17 protein-coding genes are annotated in these 18,260 nt (G+C 62.0%); 5 read left to right on the top strand and 12 right to left on the bottom strand.

What is annotated here, in order from left to right:
- Window positions 1-15: 15 nt before the first annotated feature.
- The 6 genes from NKI58_RS09570 to NKI58_RS09540 form a co-directional block, all read right to left on the bottom strand.
- Window positions 16-705 (bottom strand): HK97 family phage prohead protease, encoded by a 690-nt coding sequence (locus NKI58_RS09570; RefSeq protein ID WP_352853135.1) that lies wholly within the window; start codon window positions 703-705, stop codon window positions 16-18.
- Window positions 706-820: 115 nt separating this feature from the next.
- Complete coding sequence (locus NKI58_RS09565) at window positions 821-1,210, bottom strand: hypothetical protein (RefSeq protein WP_352853134.1); 390 nt, start codon at window positions 1,208-1,210, stop codon at window positions 821-823.
- Between the two features lie 120 nt (window positions 1,211-1,330).
- The gene (locus NKI58_RS35515; protein ID WP_502898809.1) at window positions 1,331-2,098 is read right to left on the bottom strand and encodes a helix-turn-helix domain-containing protein; all 768 of its coding nucleotides are present in this window, start codon (window positions 2,096-2,098) and stop codon (window positions 1,331-1,333) included.
- A gap of 563 nt (window positions 2,099-2,661) precedes the next feature.
- Window positions 2,662-3,603 (bottom strand): ribokinase, encoded by a 942-nt coding sequence (rbsK, locus tag NKI58_RS09550; protein WP_031211227.1) that lies wholly within the window; start codon window positions 3,601-3,603, stop codon window positions 2,662-2,664.
- 4 nt (window positions 3,604-3,607) lie between these two features.
- A complete protein-coding gene (locus NKI58_RS09545; RefSeq protein ID WP_352571442.1) occupies window positions 3,608-4,060 on the bottom strand; it encodes an RbsD/FucU family protein in 453 nt (150 codons plus the stop codon).
- Window positions 4,061-4,091: 31 nt separating this feature from the next.
- Window positions 4,092-5,150, bottom strand: a complete 1,059-nt coding sequence (locus NKI58_RS09540) for an ABC transporter ATP-binding protein (protein ID WP_352456634.1) — start codon at window positions 5,148-5,150, stop codon at window positions 4,092-4,094.
- Window positions 5,151-5,443: 293 nt separating this feature from the next.
- Between NKI58_RS09540 and NKI58_RS09535 the strand changes: the two genes are divergently transcribed.
- The 3 genes from NKI58_RS09535 to NKI58_RS09525 all read left to right on the top strand — a co-directional run bounded on the left by NKI58_RS09535 (window position 5,444) and on the right by NKI58_RS09525 (window position 9,289).
- Window positions 5,444-7,108: an ABC transporter substrate-binding protein gene (locus tag NKI58_RS09535; protein ID WP_352786443.1), complete on the top strand. Its 1,665-nt coding sequence runs from the start codon at window positions 5,444-5,446 to the stop codon at window positions 7,106-7,108.
- Between the two features lie 128 nt (window positions 7,109-7,236).
- Window positions 7,237-8,358, top strand: coding sequence for a carbohydrate ABC transporter permease (locus tag NKI58_RS09530; RefSeq protein WP_031211226.1), 1,122 nt, complete (start codon window positions 7,237-7,239; stop codon window positions 8,356-8,358).
- 13 nt (window positions 8,359-8,371) lie between these two features.
- Window positions 8,372-9,289, top strand: coding sequence for a carbohydrate ABC transporter permease (locus NKI58_RS09525; protein ID WP_352456619.1), 918 nt, complete (start codon window positions 8,372-8,374; stop codon window positions 9,287-9,289).
- A gap of 50 nt (window positions 9,290-9,339) precedes the next feature.
- Here the strand turns inward: NKI58_RS09525 and NKI58_RS09520 are convergent, their stop codons facing one another.
- Both NKI58_RS09520 and NKI58_RS09515 read right to left on the bottom strand, forming a co-directional pair.
- Window positions 9,340-10,083, bottom strand: coding sequence for a creatininase family protein (locus NKI58_RS09520; RefSeq protein WP_023674660.1), 744 nt, complete (start codon window positions 10,081-10,083; stop codon window positions 9,340-9,342).
- A 5-nt stretch (window positions 10,084-10,088) separates the two neighbouring features.
- Window positions 10,089-10,655 (bottom strand): SIS domain-containing protein, encoded by a 567-nt coding sequence (locus tag NKI58_RS09515; RefSeq protein ID WP_352465573.1) that lies wholly within the window; start codon window positions 10,653-10,655, stop codon window positions 10,089-10,091.
- A gap of 183 nt (window positions 10,656-10,838) precedes the next feature.
- On the opposite strand from NKI58_RS09515, the gene NKI58_RS09510 reads away from it, so the two are divergent.
- Window positions 10,839-11,861 (top strand): aldo/keto reductase, encoded by a 1,023-nt coding sequence (locus NKI58_RS09510; RefSeq protein WP_352826931.1) that lies wholly within the window; start codon window positions 10,839-10,841, stop codon window positions 11,859-11,861.
- 88 nt (window positions 11,862-11,949) lie between these two features.
- Here the strand turns inward: NKI58_RS09510 and NKI58_RS09505 are convergent, their stop codons facing one another.
- From NKI58_RS09505 to NKI58_RS09490, 4 genes are all read right to left on the bottom strand, one after another.
- Entirely contained in the window at window positions 11,950-12,222 is a 273-nt protein-coding gene (locus NKI58_RS09505) for an HU family DNA-binding protein (RefSeq protein WP_023674657.1), read from the bottom strand.
- A 196-nt stretch (window positions 12,223-12,418) separates the two neighbouring features.
- Window positions 12,419-14,830: an endopeptidase La gene (lon, locus tag NKI58_RS09500; RefSeq protein ID WP_023674656.1), complete on the bottom strand. Its 2,412-nt coding sequence runs from the start codon at window positions 14,828-14,830 to the stop codon at window positions 12,419-12,421.
- Window positions 14,831-15,113: 283 nt separating this feature from the next.
- On the bottom strand, window positions 15,114-16,388 hold the full coding sequence (clpX, locus tag NKI58_RS09495) for an ATP-dependent Clp protease ATP-binding subunit ClpX (RefSeq protein WP_006332719.1): 1,275 nt from the start codon (window positions 16,386-16,388) through the stop codon (window positions 15,114-15,116).
- Window positions 16,389-16,692: 304 nt separating this feature from the next.
- Window positions 16,693-17,322, bottom strand: a complete 630-nt coding sequence (locus tag NKI58_RS09490; RefSeq protein ID WP_023674655.1) for an ATP-dependent Clp protease proteolytic subunit — start codon at window positions 17,320-17,322, stop codon at window positions 16,693-16,695.
- Between the two features lie 347 nt (window positions 17,323-17,669).
- Between NKI58_RS09490 and NKI58_RS09485 the strand changes: the two genes are divergently transcribed.
- Window positions 17,670-18,260, top strand: coding sequence for a hypothetical protein (locus NKI58_RS09485; RefSeq protein WP_352786440.1), 591 nt, complete (start codon window positions 17,670-17,672; stop codon window positions 18,258-18,260).

Below are 18,260 nucleotides of genomic sequence, written 5' to 3'. Positions count from 1 at the left end.
GCTTGAGGGCATGCATCATTTCGAGGATCCTTTCAGGTCCAGAATTGCAGATTTGACCGCCGCGGCGAGGTCCGCCACGGACTGTCGGTTTTCGTCGGAGAGTGCCGGCCAGCCGCCGCCGGCGAGCTTGCGCGCCGCCGCCTTGGCAAAGCCGATTTCATGCAGGAAGGTTTCGAAGTCGCGCCGGCTGGTGACATCGTCGGCGGATTTCACATCGGTGATCCTGGCCTTGCCGTTGGACGGGATCGCTACCAGGGAAACCTCCCAGAGGTCGAGGTCCTTCAGATGGCGGACGCCGTCACGGCCGACCGACGCGCCGCCCGGGTTGACGAGGAAGCCGATCGACAAGCCCGAAATCGCATCCTGCTTCACCAGGCTGAGCGCTTCGCGGCCGGCCTGGGTGTCAAGGTTTAGCCGGCCGGACATTTTCAAGCCGTAGTCGTCTTCCGAAACCCGGTCCCAGACGCCGATCGGCTTGTCCATGCGGTGCGAGAACAACATGACGGGGCGGGTTCCATCCGCCTGGTGCCTTGCCAGAGTGGCCGTGAAGGCTCCGCGATCGACGATGTCACCGTGGAGATCACGGACGCCGAATACGCTCCCGTAGCCGTCGATCGCGCCTCGATCGGACGCAAACTTGACCTCGACGGGTGCGGCAATGAACCGTTCCGTCGATTCCTTCAGGTAAAGTTGGAAGTCGCGCATCAGGCGCACCTCAAGCGGGGGTTGAAACAAGGGGTTTCGACCTGTTGCCCGGCATAGCACCGGCGCTTTGAGGTGCGTGCCTTGGCGGTTTCGCCAACAGCGCGCAGATCGGAAACTACGCATCGTCCGTCTCCCCGTCAACCGCAGGTGTGGATAACTCTGTCGGCTGCTCAGCCTTCGGCAAAGGGCGCCCATCGCGGCCGACGCCGAATCGCTCGAGCTCGCCCGCAGCGGCCAGCGCCCGCAGCTCGTCGAGTTCTTGCTTGGCTGCGGCGTTGTAGCTGTTCGAGTAGCGCCGCCGGCCCTCCGCTCGGCATGCTTGGCTGCATCGTGTCGACGGCTTCCGCCGCCCAACCTGCACCGCCTCGAAGGCATTGCCGCAGACGGCGCAGGTGATCAAAACCAGCCGCCGCTCGGCAGTTGCAAATAAATGATCCCGCGAGCCCGGTTGCGTAAGCTGGCTCTGACTTTTCATCAATCTTTTCAACGTCTTATCAATACCCATGTCTGGCTCCTTGGCCGCACTCGCCCAAAACGCGACTGTCAAAGAAAAAAACCTCTGAATGGCCCCCAAGCGGTTACGGGCCCCTCGGCGCTGTAGAGATCTGACCCCGCCCCCCCCCCATCACGGCTTGGCCTCGGTTAGCGGACGCCATCCGTGCTTGCGCTCGAAGGGCGATGGTCCTGTCGGCTTGATCGGCGCTGCCGGCCTTGGCGCCGCCGGCTGCGGCCTCTCTGGCAGGCCTTTCCACATCCGCTCGCCCAGATATCGTTCGAAGCTACAGATCAGTGTTCGTCCACCCGATCGGTTGACCCTGATGAACCTCTCGATCTCGCTGGCGCCTTCGACTCGCTCCGCATGCGACAGCGCGTTCCAGGCTTTCCGTGCAGCCTTGGGACTGTCGACAACCGGCCAACGCTTGAGGACATGATTGAAATCATCCATCGCGCGCGCTCTCTCAATTGGAGTGGTGTATGGAGTGTTAGACTGAACGTCCTTCAGTGCCTCGTTGTCGCTACGTTCAGTGCCTCGTTGCGTGGGGCACTGAACGTCCTTCAGTGCCTCGTCGGGTTGAGGCACTGAACGTGCTTCAGTGCCTTCGCCCTCTGGCCATCGCGCGACGTACTCGTGGTTTTTCCATTTACGGCCAGCCAAGCCGTGCTTGGTGACGATCAGCCAGCCAGCGCTTTCGGCCTTCGCAATGTGTGTGCAGACGGAACGCTCAGAGAGGCCTGTCGCCTGTTCGAGTTGCTTGGTTGTCGGGTAGCATCCGCCGCCAACGTCGTTCATGAAGCAGGATATCGTCAGGAGCACGTGGCGCGTCGTCGCCTCGAGGTCTGAGGCGATGATCGCGTGGCGCCAGCTCCACGACGTTGACTGCGTTTTCGCCATCAGCGCGCGACCCTCGCCTCGCGCAGCACGGCAATCGCCTGCAACGGCGTCAGGCCGAAGCGAGCCCGAAGGGCCGGAATGATCGGATGCTCGCACGTCGACGCGTTGGCGCGGTACCAGGCCGCCGCTACATCAATTGCGGCGCTCGACTGATGGCAAAGGCCGGTCGTCCCACCAATCGGAATGTCGGCAGAATTAGTTTCAACTTTCGGGCATTTTCCCGCCCATTCGCGGCCTTGAGAACTCGAAACTTTCGCTGATTTCGTTGCAAGATTGACTGGCCTGTCACGCCGGAGGTCGCGGGTTCGAGCCCCGTCACTCGCGCCATTTCTCCTTTGGGGTCACGTCCCCTTGATGTCGGAGAAATGTCGACGTTGATTTGTCAAAAATCATCTTCTTTCGTGACCCGGTCTAGGTCCATTCCTTTCGAATTCTGGCATTGATCCTCATCCATCGACCTGCCCGCCTGTTTGTGGTCAAGCCAGAAGACAATAGCTTCTCGGACAAGAGTCGGGTCTAACCCATTCGCTCCCGCTTACAGTCTCATCCCGCAGTGCCGGGCTTCACCCCTCGGCGAGCAGCGCCTCGACCTCCTGCAGCGTCGGCATGGACGGCGCGGTGCCCGGGCGCGTCACCGAAATGCCTGCGACGGCGCAAGCGAAGCGCACCGCCTGCAGGGGTTCCATCCCCCTCGACAGCGCCGCAGCCAGGCCGCCATTGAAGGCGTCGCCCGCACCCGTGGTCTCGATGACCGGGCCGGCGGCGACCGCTGCGACATGCTCGGAACGGTCGGCCGTGTGCAGCAGCGCGCCCTTTTCGCCGAGCGTCACGATTACAGCGCCCACGCCCTTCTCGAGCAGGCTGTCGGCGGCACGGCGGGCATCGTCGATGGAGGATACCTTGATGCCGGTCAGTTCCTCGGCCTCAGTCTCGTTCGGCGTGACATAGTCGCAAAGCGTGTAGATACGGTCCGGAAGCCTGGCCGCCGGCGCCGGGTTGAGGATGGTGGTCACCCCTGCCCCGCGCGCGATCTCCAGCGCCCCCAGCGCCGCCTCGATCGGCTGTTCGAGCTGGGTGACGAAAACGCCGGCCGCGCGGATCAGGCCGGCATTTGCCTCGATATCGGCGGGCGAGATCAGCATCGCCGCACCAGGGCTGACGATGATCGCGTTGTTGCCGCTCGTCTCCTCGATGAAGATATAGGCGGCACCGGTGTAGCTTTCCGGCGTGTCGATGACGGCGCTCTTCACGCCGGCGTGCGACCAGGTCTGTCTCGCCATATCGGCAAAGGGATCGACGCCGAGGCGGGTAAGGAAGGTGATATCGGCGCCGAGCCGGCCGGCTGCCACCGCCTGGTTCGAGCCCTTGCCGCCGGGGCCGAGCGTGAAGGACGTGCCCAGGATCGTCTCGCCCATGCGCGGCTGGCGGGCGGCGCGGTAGGCCGTATCGGCGACGAAGACGCCCAATATGACAACCGGCTTCATGACGATCGGTTTCGCCGGCATGCCGCTACTCCGCATCCGGTGGCACGACGCCCTTGCGGAACGCAAAACAGCCATAGAAGCGGCGCTCGCCGGTCTGGATGACGCAATAGGCCTTCTTGGCGCGTTCGTAGAAGGCGTAGCGCTCGACCGAGATCATCGGCCAGGCCTTGCCCTCGGCGGCATCGATCTCTTTTTGCACTTCCTGCTGCACGGCGGGAATGTCGTCCGGCTTGCCGACGATCTCCATGCGCGCGGCCGCGTCGTCGACGAAGGTGTCCAGCGGATAGAGCGACAGTACCGCCTTGACCACGTCGGCCGCCGACGCATCGATGCGCAGCAGCCGGCCAAGCACGGTCTGGCGCGCCACCGAATCGGACGGGAAATTGGTGTCGGCGATAATCAGATCGTCACCGTGGCCCATCGCCCGCAGCGCCTGCAGCACATCGGCATTGAGCAGCGGATCGATTCCTTTGAGCATGGTATTCCTCGCGAAGTTTGCTGGGGCGAAATCAGAGACGCTTGCCGGTCTCTGCGTCGAAGAGATGCACCTGGTCGAGCCGCGGTTTCAGGTGCAGTGTGTCGCCCGGCTTGAAGTCGTGGCGCTCACGGAACAGCGCCACCATCTCGCCCTCGCCGAAGCGCAGGAACACCAAAGTCTCGGAACCGGTCGGCTCGACCACCGAAATCTTCGCCGGAACACCATCGGGATGGATTTCGAGATGCTCGGGCCGCACGCCGTAGACGACATTACGGCCATCCTCGACGGCACTGGTTGCCGCAATCGGGAACGGCGTCCCGGCGATCTCGACGACGGGCTTGTCGCCCTTGCGCACGACGCCCTTGAGCAGGTTCATCGAGGGCGAGCCGATGAAGCCGGCGACGAACAGGTTGGCCGGCCGGTCGAATAATTCCAGCGGCGCGCCGACCTGTTCGATGCGACCGTCGCGCATCACCACGATCTTGTCGGCCATGGTCATGGCCTCGATCTGGTCGTGGGTGACGTAGATGGTGGTGGTCTTCAGCCGCTGGTGCAGTTCCTTGATCTCTGTGCGCATCTGGACACGCAGCTTGGCGTCGAGATTGGAGAGCGGCTCGTCGAAGAGGAACACCTGCGGGTTGCGCACGATGGCGCGGCCCATGGCGACGCGCTGGCGCTGGCCGCCAGAGAGCTGGCGCGGATAGCGCTTGAGGTAGGGATTGAGGTCGAGGATGTCGGCGGCGCGCTTGACCCGCTCAGTGACCACCGCCGGGTCGGTTTTGCGCAGCTTGAGAGCAAAGGCCATGTTCTGCTCGACCGTCTTGTGCGGATAGAGCGCGTAGTTCTGGAACACCATGGCGATGTCGCGCTTGGCCGGCGGCAGATGGTTGACGACGCGCTCGCCGATGGCGATGGTGCCGCCGGAGACCGTTTCCAGCCCGGCCACCATCCTCAGCAGCGTGGACTTGCCGCAGCCGGAAGGCCCGACCAGCACCACGAACTGCCCGTCGGCGATGTCGACGCTGACATCGTGCAGAACCTTGACGGTTCCGAACGCCTTGGCCACATTGCGGATCGCGACTTGAGCCATCATTCCCCCTTCAGTTGCCGTGAAGCTAAACAACGCAAACGGCGAGGGCAAGTCAGTCTCTTATAGATAAAAAACCCATTCACGTTGACACCGCACTTCGTTGTGCGAATAGTGACAGTGTCCGGCTTATGACCCTGTTCCGGGCGCACCGGTACGCTTGTCCGGCACTGAATGCCAAGCGTCGCGGGAGGGAGAATTCGGGCCGCTATTTACGGGAGTCGCTGTCGTTGGGGAACATAATCGGCGCTCCACCATCTGAACCAATTCACAATTGACCTTCTGGGAGGAACGAAATGAAAGTCAGCCTTTATAACCAACTTGTCCGCGCCGGGGCCACCCGCCGCGACGTGCTGAAGGGAGCGGCCAGCATGGCCGCCCTCGCGGCGGCCTCAAGCGCCGGACTTGGTGCGCTGACGCGCACGGCTGCGGCCGCCGACGACCTGCGTGCGCAGATCCTGCAGATCCCGGGTGTCGGCAAGGGTCAGCCGACCGATGCCGACTTCCAGCAGGTCGGTGAGCTTTGCCTTGGCGCCACCAAGGCCAATGTCAAGGAAGGCGAATTCGCCGGTGTCGAACTCACCTTCATGGGCCTCAACAACCAGAACCTGCACAATGTGCTGTTTCGCGGCTTCCTGAAGCCGTGGGAGACCTATACCGGCGCCAAGATCAACTGGATCGACCTGGCGCAGGCTGACTACAACGCCCGCCTGCAGCAGTCGATCGCGACCGGCACCGTCGATTTCGACATCATCGAAATGGGGGCACCGTTCGAAGGCGACGTCTGCGGCAAGGGTCTCACCTCCGAGATGCCGGACTGGGTCAAGGACCAGATCGACATGAAGGATGTCGTGGCCTATCTGCAGCCGCCGGTGGGCACATGGGACGGCAAGCAATATCGCGTGACCGTTGACGGCGACGCGCATAACTTCAACTACCGCACCGACGTGTTTGCCGATGCCGACCTCGCCAAGGCCTGGAAGGACGGCGGCGGAGAAGGCGAATGGGGCGTGCCGAAGACCTGGCAGCAGGTGCAGGCGGTGACGAAATTCCTCAAGGGCAAGCAGGTGAAGGGCCAGGATGTCTTTGGCTATCTCGATGCGCCCAAGCCCTGGGGCGGTTTCGGCTTTTATTTCCTCGGCAGCCGCGCCAGCGCCTACGCCAAGCATCCCGACGACAAGGCCTGGCTGTTCGATGCCGACACGATGAAGCCGCGCGTCAACAATCCGGCATGGGTGCGGGCGATCCAGGACGTCATCGATGCCCTGCCCTCCGAACCTGCCGACCAGATCAACGCCGACCCGAACACCACCGCCTTCCAGCAATTCTTGGCAGGCACCGGTTCGATGGTTACCTGGTGGGGCGACGTCGGTTCGAACGTCAAGACCAACGATTCCTCGGTCGTCGGCGACATCACCGGCTTCTCGATCCTGCCGGGCTCGGACGATGTCTACAACTCCAAGACCGGCAAGTGGGACAAGCTCGCCAGCGGCCCGAACCATGCACCGAACTGCGCCTATCTCGGCTGGGGCGTTTATGTCATGGCCCGCGTCGACAGCGACGAAAAGAAGAAGAAGGCGGCATGGTCTGCCGCTGCCCATCTCGGCGGCAAGGACCTGTCGCTCTGGTGCGCGGCCTATCCGTCGGGTTTCCAGCCCTATCGCAACTCGCATTTCAACATTCCGGAATGGGTGGCGGCGGGCTACGACGAGGCGTTCATCACCTCGTATCTGAAGTCGGAAGCCGACAGCTACAACCATCCGAACGCGGCGATCGAGCCGCGCATCCCCGGCATCTTCCAGTACTACAGCGCCGCCGAGGACATTTTGGCCAACACCTTTGCCGGCAAGATGAAGGCGCAGGAAGGCGCCGACGCCATCGCAGCCGCCTGGGAGAAGCTGACCGACCAGATCGGCCGCGACAAACAGGTCAAGCTCTACAAGGCCTCGCTCGGCATGTAGGCTGAGATAGTGAAACTGGTTCGGCGGCGCACAGCCGCCGGACCTCACCTTGACCGACTTGGCCTCGACCGGCTCGGCCGGTCATCGAGCCTCCTGTGAACGGGCAAGAACGCGTGGCTGACCGGACCCTGGCTGACCAGACTTTGTCGACAAGTGAATGGCCGGCAGGCGCCGTGCCATCCGACCTGATACCGCGGAGCCGCAAACGGCTTGGCTGGGCTCTGATGGCTGCTGCGACGCTCGGCCTTCTGGCGGTGATCGCACTGCAAATCCTCTACAAGAGCGAGGTCGACACTATCGGCTTCGAGACCTGGCGGCCGGTGGTCTACGCCTACGTGCTGTGGGGTGTCGCGCTCGGCATCGGCCAGGTACTGACGCGCGGCGAGGACGGCCAGCGCGCGCTGTTCCTGCTGCCGGCGCTGCTGTTTACCATTGCCATGGTGATCTTCCCGACGCTGTTCGGCTTCTATATCGCGCTGACCGACTGGAACCTCAGTTCCTTCAGCGGACGGCAGTTCAACGGGCTCGACAATTTCTGGCAGATGCTGAACGACGCCTATTATCGCAACGCGCTGTTCAACATGGTGCTCTACGTGCTGGCGGTGTTCGTCGAATATGTCATCGCCTTTGGCCTGGCGCTGCTGCTCAACGCGCAGATCCGGGCGCGAAAATTCTTCCGCGTCGTCTTTCTCATGCCCCTGATGCTGTCACCGGTGGCGGTGTCGTGGATGATCGGCAAGTCGCTGATGGAATACCGCTTCGGGCCGGCCGCGACACTGGCGCGCCATCTCGGCTGGGAAAACCCGGCCTTCTTCTCCAACCCGATCACCGCCCGCATCTCGATCATGGTGCTCGACGCGTGGACGTTCATCCCGTTCATGATGATCATGCTGCTCGCCGGCCTGCAGGCGATGTCGCGCGAGGTGCTCGAGGCAGCGCGTGTCGATGGCGCGACTGCCTGGCAGACCTTCTGGCAGGTCACCTTCCCGCTGATGCTGCCGGTGTCGGTGACAGCGGTCATCCTGCGCATCATCTTCAAGCTGAAGCTCGCCGACATCATCATCACCGTCACCTCCGGCGGGCCGGGCGGCGCGACCGATTCGGTGTCCAGTTTCATCTACCGCGAATATCGCGACCGCTCGAACGTCGGCTACGGCACGATGCTGGCGATGGCCTATTTGATCATCATCATCGTGTTCGTGACCTGGCTGCTGAAGTTCGCCAGCCGCTTCGTGCGCAACGTCAACTGATCGGGCCGGCAAGATGAGCGTTCAAACCACCGACTTTGCCGCCTCCGAAATCCGCTCGCCGGCGGCGTTCTTCGCCAACCGCGTCTTCATCTACGGCGCCCTCATCTTCTGGGCTTTCATCTGCCTGTTCCCGATCTATTGGACGATAACCACCTCGTTCAAGACCGCGGTCGACGTCACCCAGGGCCATCTGATCCCGTTTGTCGACTTCAAACCCGACTGGAAGGGCTGGCGTTCGCTCGGCCTGTCGCCGGACTCGATCTTTCGGACATCGACTGTGCGCGACGAATTCATCAAGCGTTTCATGAATTCGGTCATCACTTCGGTCGGCGCGTCGACCCTCGCCATCGTCATCGGCAGCCTCGCCGCCTACGGGCTGACCCGCTATCGTTACAAGTTCGCCTGGTTCAGGAACGAGGACATTTCCTTCTTCTTCCTGTCTCAGCTGATCCTGCCGCCGGTGGTTTTGGCCCTGCCCTTCCTCGTGCTTTACCGCGAGGTCGGCCTGCTCGACACGCGCGTCGGGCTGATCCTGCTCTACACGCTGATGGTGCTGCCGATCGTCATCTGGATCATGCGCGACCAGTTCAACTCCATCCCGGTGGAGTTGGAGGAGGCAGCACTCGTCGACGGCCTGTCGATCTGGGGCGCCTTCTTGCGCATCGTCATGCCGATCGCGCTGCCGGGCATGGTCGCCGCCTTCATCCTGGCGATGGTGCTGTGCTGGAACGAGTATTTCTTCGCCGCGCTTTTGACCTCGACCGACGCAAAGACCATTCCTGTCATGGTGGCCAGCCAGACCGGCTCACAAGGCATCAACTGGTGGTCGATGGCAGCGCTTGCCACCGCCGCCATCACACCGCTCGCCGTCATCGGCATCGCGCTCGAGCGTTACCTGATCATGGGCATGACAGCGGGCGCGGTGAAATAACTGCGCCGGCTCTCCCTTCTCCCCTTGTTGTGGGAGAAGGGAAAAGCGCGCTAACCCGAAAGTGTTGCCCGCAAATGCTCGAGGATCATGGCAACCCCTTTTTGCCCCAATTCCGCCGAGGCTTCGGGCGCACTTGCCGTGTACCAGCCGGTGTTGTCGGCGAAGCGGCCGGCATCGACCGCTTCCGGGCACAGCGCCAGCATCAGTGACGTCTCGCCGGTGCCGGCATGGTCGAACGGGTACCGGCTGTGCATTGAAGCCGGCATCAGCGGATGCACCTGCACCCAGTTGAAGAAATTGCTGCCCTCGGCGTGCTCGGCATAATAGTCGGCCATCGCCGGAGAGCCCCACCAGCCTTCGCCACGTTCTTTCTCCAGGAAGCGGAAGATCGCCTGCCGGCCGGCGGCCTTGAAGGCGAGATCGGTTGGCATGCCGGCGGCAAAATTTTCGGTCTGGTGGTGAATGATGGCGTGGATGTTGCGGAAGCCGACGCGCAGCAGGCTATAGAACAGTTCTTCCGCAAATGGCGCCAGCACATTGCCGCCGACCTGCAGCGAACCACTGCCCTCCGGTGCTGCAACAGCATAGCTCGCCGCGCCGTAATGGAAGGGCGGCAGAATGACGATTTCGGCTTCTTTTTCGAACAGTTCCAGGCTCTTGACCACCGCCAGCGTGTCCATGCCGACGGCCATGTGCTCGCCGTGATATTCGAGCACACCGAGCGGCAACACGACCGGCCAGTTTTCGGCGATCACCTTGCGTATCTGATGCGGCAGCATCAATTCGTAGCGCATGACACCTACTCCATATTGGTGTGGCGGGCGCGCATCGCTTCCGGCGAGACGCCGGTCAGATCCCTGAGCTTCAGCACCATCACTTCGAAGAGGACGAACAGCGCGCCTTCGAAAACCGAGCCCATCGGCAGGACGGATGTCTTTTCGGGACCCTGGTCGTCGGCCATGGTCTGAGCCGGGATAAGCAGTGCGAAATCGGCCAGCTTCGCGGCAGTGCTGTCGGCTTGCGCGGTGAGCAGCAGGACTGTGGTACCGGCCTCGCGCGCGACCTGCATCAAGGTCAGCACGGTCGACGTCTCACCCGGGCCGGAACTTGCGAGGAAGACATCGGCCTCGCCCAGCGGCGGCGTGGTCATGTCGCCGACGACCGACACCGGCAGACCGAGATGGTAGAGCCGCATGGCAAAACCCTGGACCTGCAGCGCCTCGCGGCCGCAGCCATAGGTGACGATCTTTTTCGCGCCAGCCAGGATGGCGCAAGCGGCGTCGATGCGGCTTGCGTCGATACGCTCCAGCACGGTGCCAAGCTCGTTCAGCGCAATCCCAAACAGGTTTTCGCCGGCGTCCGTCATAACATTTGCACCAGCTTGCAGGTGCCGGAGAACCATTTGAATATCTTAGTCACCTCTGCCCCGAACAGCTTGTTTTCACTCATGCTATCACCGCGAAAATCGGTGTCCAACGACACGCAGTGCTTTTGATGCGCTACAGCCGTGATAGTGTCACGGCAAATCCAAATGAGGAAACGACAGCATATGAAGACACGGCATTTCGACCGCATCGGTAATGGCGGCATCACCTTCACCGAGCTCGGCTTCGGCACTGCGCCGCTCGGCAATCTCTACCGCGCCGTCTCCGACGAGGATGCCAATGCTACGCTGGAGGCGGCATGGCGGGTCGGCTGCCGCTACTACGATACCGCGCCGCTCTATGGGCTGGGCCTAGCCGAAACGCGACTCAATCCGTTCCTGCGTTCGAAGAAGCGCGACGACTACGTGCTGTCCAGCAAAGTCGGGCGCATCATGCGCGCCTGCCCGCCGGAACAGCGCACCGGCATCGGCAAATTCTTCGACACCCCATCGCGCCGCGAGGTCTACGATTACAGCTATGACGGCGTCATGCGCTCCTTCGAAGCCTCGCTGGAACGACTCGGCGTCGACCGCATCGACATCCTCTTCGTGCATGATGTCGACATCTTCACCCATGGCAGCACGGAAGCCTCGGACCAGCGCATCCAGGAATTCATGAGCTCCGGCTATTACGGATTGCTAGCATTGCGCGACCAGGGCGTGATCAAGGCGTTCGGCGGCGGCATCAACGAGTGGCCGGTTGCCCAGACGCTGGCCGAGCGCGGCGATTTCGATCTGTTCCTGCTTGCCGGGCGTTACACGCTGCTGGAGCAGGAAGCGCTGCAGTCTTTCCTGCCGCTATGCCAGCAACGCGGCATCGGCATCGTTCTCGGCGGGCCGTACAATTCCGGCATCCTGGCAACCGGGCCGAAGCCCGGCGCCTACTACAACTATTCGGAGGCGCCGCAGGACATCATCGACCGCGTCACCCGCATCGAGGCCGTCTGCAAGCGCCACGGCGTGCGCCTGATCGAGGCGGCGCTGCAGTTCCCGCTGCTGCATCCTTCGGTCGTCTCGGTAATCCCCGGCGGCCAGCGGCCGGGCGAAGTCGAAAGCAATCGCTCGCTGCTCGACGCGAAACCGCCATCGGCGCTGTGGGCCGATCTCAAGAAGGAAGGCTTGATGCGCACTGACGCGCCGACGGCATAGCGCCGCCTTTTCCAACGACGCTGCGGGCACAGAAAAGAAAAACCGGATATACCGGCTTTTCTTTTCTCTGAAAGACTTAAGGAGGCGCTTAGTTGACCGCGTCCTTGAGGCCCTTGCCGGCCGAGAACTTCGGCACGGTGCGCGCCGGGATCTTCACTTCCGCACCGGTCTGCGGATTGCGGCCGGTCGACGCGGCGCGTTGTGACACGGTGAAATTTCCGAAGCCGACAAGCCGGACATCGCCGCCCTTTTTCAGTTCGCCGGTGATGACGGAAAACACCGCATCAACCGCCGACTGCGCGTCACCCTTCGAAATACTCGCGGCATCGGCGACAGCGGACACCAGTTCGTTCTTGTTCATAAAAATTCCCTTCCATGAGAAAACCGGAACACTCGACTCATCCGGCAGGAAACGGACTTTAGAAAGAAGCGCTCCGGCAACCAAGTCGAAAAGCGCCGGGAAAGTCGAAAAAAGCCCGGAAATCCGGGGTTCTTCACATGAAAAAGCCGGGCTCAAGGCCCGGCTCTCTCTTTGTGCATTGCAACTTTAGCAAGAGCTAATGCGCCAGCGATTTACCAGCTTCGTCCCCGACATCGACCACGGCCGGCGCATTGACGGGTTCAACCCACTGGATCGGTTCCGGCATGCGCACCAGCGCATGGCGCAACACTTCGCCAACCCGTGAGACCGGAATGATCTCCATGCCGCTCTTCACGTTCTCCGGAATCTCCGCCAGATCCTTGGCGTTCTCTTCCGGGATCAGCACCTTCTTGATGCCGCCGCGAAGTGCGGCAAGCAGCTTCTCCTTGAGGCCGCCGATCGGCAGCACCCTGCCGCGCAGCGTGATCTCGCCGGTCATCGCCACATCGGCCTTGACCGGGATTCCGGTCAGCACCGAGACGATCGCCGTCGCCATCGCCACGCCAGCCGACGGTCCGTCCTTGGGCGTTGCGCCTTCCGGCACGTGGACGTGGATATCGCGCTTGTCGAACAGCGGCGGCTCGACGCCGAAATCGATGGCCCGCGAGCGGACGTAGGACGCCGCCGCCGAAATCGATTCCTTCATAACGTCGCGCAGATTGCCGGTCACGGTCATGCGGCCCTTGCCGGGCATCATGACGCCTTCCACCGTCAACAGCTCGCCGCCGACTTCCGTCCAGGCGAGCCCGGTGACCACGCCGACCTGATCGTCGCTCTCGACCTGGCCGAAGCGGAAGCGCGGAACACCAAGATAATCGGCAAGATTGTCCGCCGTGATGTTGATCGTCTTCTTCTTCGTCTTCAGGATCTCGGTCACGGCCTTGCGCCCGAGCTTCATCAGCTCGCGCTCCAGGCTCCTGACGCCCGCTTCACGGGTGTAGGTCTGGATGATGCCGCGGATCGCGTCCTCGCCGACGGAGAATTCCTTCGGCTGCAACGCGTGGTCGCGGATCACCTTGGGCATCAGGTGACGCTTGGCGATCTCGATCTTCTCGTCCTCGGTGTAGCCGGCGATACGGATGATCTCCATGCGGTCCATCAAGGGCGCAGGGATGTTCAGCGTGTTCGCCGTCGTTACGAACATCACGCTCGACAGGTCGTATTCGACCTCGAGGTAATGGTCCATGAACGTCGAATTCTGCTCGGGATCGAGCACCTCGAGCAAAGCCGATGACGGATCACCGCGGAAATCCTGGCCCATCTTGTCGATCTCGTCGAGCAGGAAGAGCGGGTTGGATTTCTTCGCCTTCTTCATCGACTGGATGACCTTGCCGGGCATCGAGCCGATATAGGTGCGGCGGTGACCACGGATCTCGGCCTCGTCGCGCACGCCGCCCAGCGCCATGCGGATGAACTCGCGGCCGGTCGCCTTGGCGATCGACTTGCCGAGCGAGGTCTTGCCGACGCCGGGAGGTCCGACGAGGCACAGGATCGGCCCCTTCAGCTTCTTCTGACGGCTCTGCACGGCGAGGTATTCGACGATGCGGTCCTTGACCTTGTCGAGGCCGAAATGATCCGTATCGAGCACGTTCTGGGCAAAGGCCAGATCCTGCTTGACCTTGGAGTTCCTGCCCCACGGGATCGACAGCAGCCAGTCGAGATAGTTGCGCACGACGGTCGATTCAGCCGACATCGGCGACATCGTCCGCAGCTTCTTCAGTTCGGCTTCCGCTTTTTCGCGGGCCTCCTTGGAAAGCTTGGTCTTCTTGATGCGCGCCTCGATCTCGGCGGCCTCGTCGCGGCCGTCCTCGCCCTCGCCGAGCTCCTTCTGGATCGCCTTCATCTGCTCGTTGAGATAGTATTCGCGCTGCGTCTTCTCCATCTGGCGCTTGACGCGCGAGCGGATGCGCTTCTCCACCTGCAGCACCGAGATTTCGGCTTCCATGAAGCCCATCGCCTTCTCCAGCCGTTCCTTGACGGACAGCGTGGCGAGCATCTCCTGCTTCTCGGGGATCTTGATGGCAAGATGCGAAGCGACCGTGTCGGCGAGCTTGGAATAGTCGTCGATCTGGCTGGCGGCACCCACCACTTCGGGCGAGATCTTCTTGTTCAGCTTGACGTAGTTCTCGAAGTCGGTGACGACGGAACGGGCCAGCGCCTCGACCTCGACCTCTTCCTCCTCCGGTTCGACCAGCGCCGCAGCACGGGCTTCATGGAAGTCGGGACGGTCGGTGAACGCGACGATTTTCGCGCGCGAGGCGCCTTCGACCAGCACCTTCACGGTGCCGTCCGGCAGTTTCAGCAATTGCAGCACATTGGCGAGCGTGCCGATGTCAAAGATGGCATCGGGCTCCGGATCGTCGTCGGCGGCATTCATCTGGGTCGCAAGCAGGATCTGCTTTTCCTGACCCATCACTTCTTCCAGCGCCTTGATCGACTTTTCACGCCCGACGAAGAGCGGAACGATCATGTGCGGGAACACCACGATGTCGCGCAGTGGGAGGACTGCGAAGACGCCGTCGCTGGGAGCCTTGGATAATTTGGCCATTGTCCAACCTTTCATGTCGCGGCCGCCAATCGGCCAACCGCGAATCTCATATTAACGACCGGGGATCGTTCCGCCTACCACCGTTTGTGACGGGAGTTTTACAGCACAGAATTCGGCACCACGGCCTTCTGCCATTAGTTGGAGGCACGGGGGGTAAAGATCAAGGGTCAACACGGTCCGTCCCTCCAATCCGCAGCCATTACGCGGCGCCGTACGCGGTCTGCGACAGCAAAACGGCGCCCTGCGGCGCCGTTTCGGAAAAAAAATCCATTGCCGGCTCACGTCAGGCGCTGACGTTGCCCTTCTTTTCCTTCTGCTCGGAATAGATGTAGAGCGGCCGGGCGTTGCCTGACACCACCTCTTCCGAAATAACCACTTCGCGCACGCCTTCCAGCGCCGGCAGCTCGAACATGGTGTCGAGCAGGATCGCTTCCATGATCGAACGCAGGCCGCGCGCGCCGGTCTTGCGCTCGATGGCGCGCTTGGCGATCGCCGAGAGCGCGTTCTCGTGGAAGGTCAGGTCGACATTCTCCATCTCGAACAGCCGCTGATACTGCTTGACCAGCGCGTTCTTCGGCTCGGTCAGGATCTGGATCAGTGCCGGCTCGTCGAGATCCTCCAGCGTCGCCAGGACAGGCAGACGGCCGACGAACTCGGGAATGAGGCCGAACTTCAAGAGATCCTCAGGCTCGACCAGGCGGAAAACATCGCCGGTGCGGCGATCCTCGGGCGAAGCGACGATGGCGCCGAAACCGATCGAGGTCTTCCTGCCGCGATCCGAGATGATCTTGTCCAGGCCGGCGAAAGCGCCGCCGCAGATGAACAGGATGTTGGCGGTGTCGACCTGCAGGAATTCCTGCTGCGGATGCTTCCTGCCGCCTTGCGGCGGCACGGAGGCGACGGTGCCTTCCATGATCTTCAAAAGTGCCTGCTGCACGCCCTCGCCCGACACGTCGCGGGTGATCGAGGGATTGTCCGACTTGCGCGAGATCTTGTCGATCTCGTCGATATAGACGATGCCGCGCTGGGCGCGCTCGACATTGTAGTCGGCCGACTGCAACAGCTTCAGAATGATGTTTTCGACGTCCTCGCCGACATAGCCGGCCTCGGTCAACGTCGTCGCGTCGGCCATGGTGAAGGGGACGTCGATGATGCGGGCCAGCGTCTGCGCCAGCAACGTCTTGCCGCAGCCGGTCGGGCCGATCAGCAGGATGTTCGACTTCGCCAGCTCGACGTCGTTGTTCTTGCCGGCATGGGCGAGGCGCTTGTAGTGATTGTGGACGGCCACCGACAGCACGCGCTTGGCGTAGGGCTGGCCGATGACGTAGTCGTCGAGAACCTTGAGGATTTCCTGCGGGGTCGGCACGCCCTCGCGCGACTTCACCATCGAGGTCTTGTTCTCCTCGCGGATGATGTCCATGCACAGTTCGACGCATTCGTCGCAGATGAACACCGTCGGCCCGGCGATCAGCTTGCGCACTTCGTGCTGGCTTTTGCCGCAAAACGAGCAATAAAGCGTGTTCTTGGAATCACCGCTGTTGTTGCCGACCTTGCTCATTTTCCTGTCCTTTCATGGCCGCCCGCCGATGGTCTGGTTGAAAGGGCGCATATTCAATCTATCGCGGGAATCCGCTGCCGCCAGTGCCCCGGCTCCCGCAACGCATTCCGTACGAAACACAAATCGGAAAACGGGGCAATGATTCGAACAACCCCACGCAAAGCTAAGCCGTCGAAAATCAACATAGCCTTAACGTAGGCAATTGCACCCGTCGAGGGAACAGCCAATTGTGGCCGAAATGCCGCAAGCTGTGCCAAAAGCGCGTGATCCCGCCACTCATTGCCACCGCAGGGCCACCGCGGGCCTATAAGGCAATACCTTCGACTGGCTCACGTGACGAAATGACCTTGTCGATGAGGCCGAAATCCCTCGCCTCGTCGGCAGTCATGAAATGGTCACGGTCGAGCGTTTTTTCAATCTCATCGTAGCTCTTGCCGGTGTGCTTGACGTAAACCTCGTTGAGGCGGCGCTTCAGCTTGATGATGTCCTGGGCATGGCGCTCGATGTCGGAAGCCTGGCCCTGGAAGCCGCCGGAAGGCTGGTGGACCATGATGCGGGCGTTCGGCGTGGCGAAGCGCATGTCCTTGTGGCCCGCCGTCAAGAGCAGCGAGCCCATCGAGGCGGCCTGACCGATGCAGAGCGTCGACACGGCAGGCTTGATGAACTGCATGGTGTCGTAGATCGCCATGCCGGAGGTGACGACGCCGCCGGGCGAGTTGATATAGAGGTTGATTTCCTTCTTCGGATTCTCCGCCTCGAGGAACAGCAGCTGCGCGCAGACCAGCGTCGCCATGCCATCCTCCACCGGCCCGGTGATGAAAATGATGCGCTCCTTGAGGAGCCGCGAGAAAATGTCGTAGGCCCGCTCGCCGCGATTGGTCTGTTCGACCACCATCGGAACGAGGTTCATGTAGGTTTCGACGGGGTTCTTCATGGACTATCCCTTTTTGAGGATGGGATTCCGGCGCCGGAGATTTGCAATCGGGCAGAATCGGTTCTGGATCGTTATTGTGTAAATAGGATGCCGGCTCACCCTAGCGCAAGGCCGCCTCTCCTAGCCATCCGGTTAAGTCGAATCAAGGTTTCCGAACCAGTTTCGCCTGTCGCCGTGCCTGTAGCCCCTCTCCTGCCGTGGGAAGGGGCGCTCATGCTTGGCCGTTGTTTAGCAGTTTCTTAACCGCATCGCTTAACGAAAAGTGGTGAAACCGCTTTTTCCGGCCACGGCTAGCCCTACAATTCAACGTTGAACTCGCTTCACGCAGTTCAAACAGGGGGAGTGCGATGATCAAGAAAGTTGCTTCCTTGGCCCTTACCGGCATCAGCGTTCTCGGCATGGCGTCCGAAACGGCTGCCGGCGGACGCGCGGTCGAATGCTACGAGCAGGTCAATCGGCCAGCCGTCTACGACACGGTCTATGAGGACGTGCTCGTCAGCCCAGCCGGCCAGCAGGTGCAGTATGAAGCGCCGATCTATGGGACGCGCGAGCGCGTGGTGCAGATCGCGCCGGCGCGCGTCAGCTACGAGATCGTGCCCGCCATCACCCGCACCATCTACCGCACCGTGAGGGTCAATGACGGCGGCTATTCCTGGGAATGGCGCATCATTCATGGCCGCAAGGTGCTGTGCAAGGTCAGGCACAGGGCGCGCTATGAACGCGTGGCCGAGATCGTCGTGGTTGAGCCGGAACGCCGGCGGCGCGTTGTCCTCCCCGCCGAATACGAGGGCGTCGCCGAAGAGGTTCTCGTGCGGCCGGAGCAACGGCGCATCATCGACATTCCGGCGTCTTATCAGACAGTGGCCCGCCGCGTGGTGGTCAGGGAGGGCTCATCCAGCTGGCGCCGCGTGCATATTCCGAGGCATTGCCAGTATTAG

The sequence above is a fragment of the Mesorhizobium sp. M0522 genome (assembly GCF_040321085.1).
Lineage (GTDB): Bacteria > Pseudomonadota > Alphaproteobacteria > Rhizobiales > Rhizobiaceae > Mesorhizobium.
The sequence above is the reverse complement of the archived record's forward strand: the minus strand, read 5'-3'. Positions and strand labels throughout refer to the sequence as shown.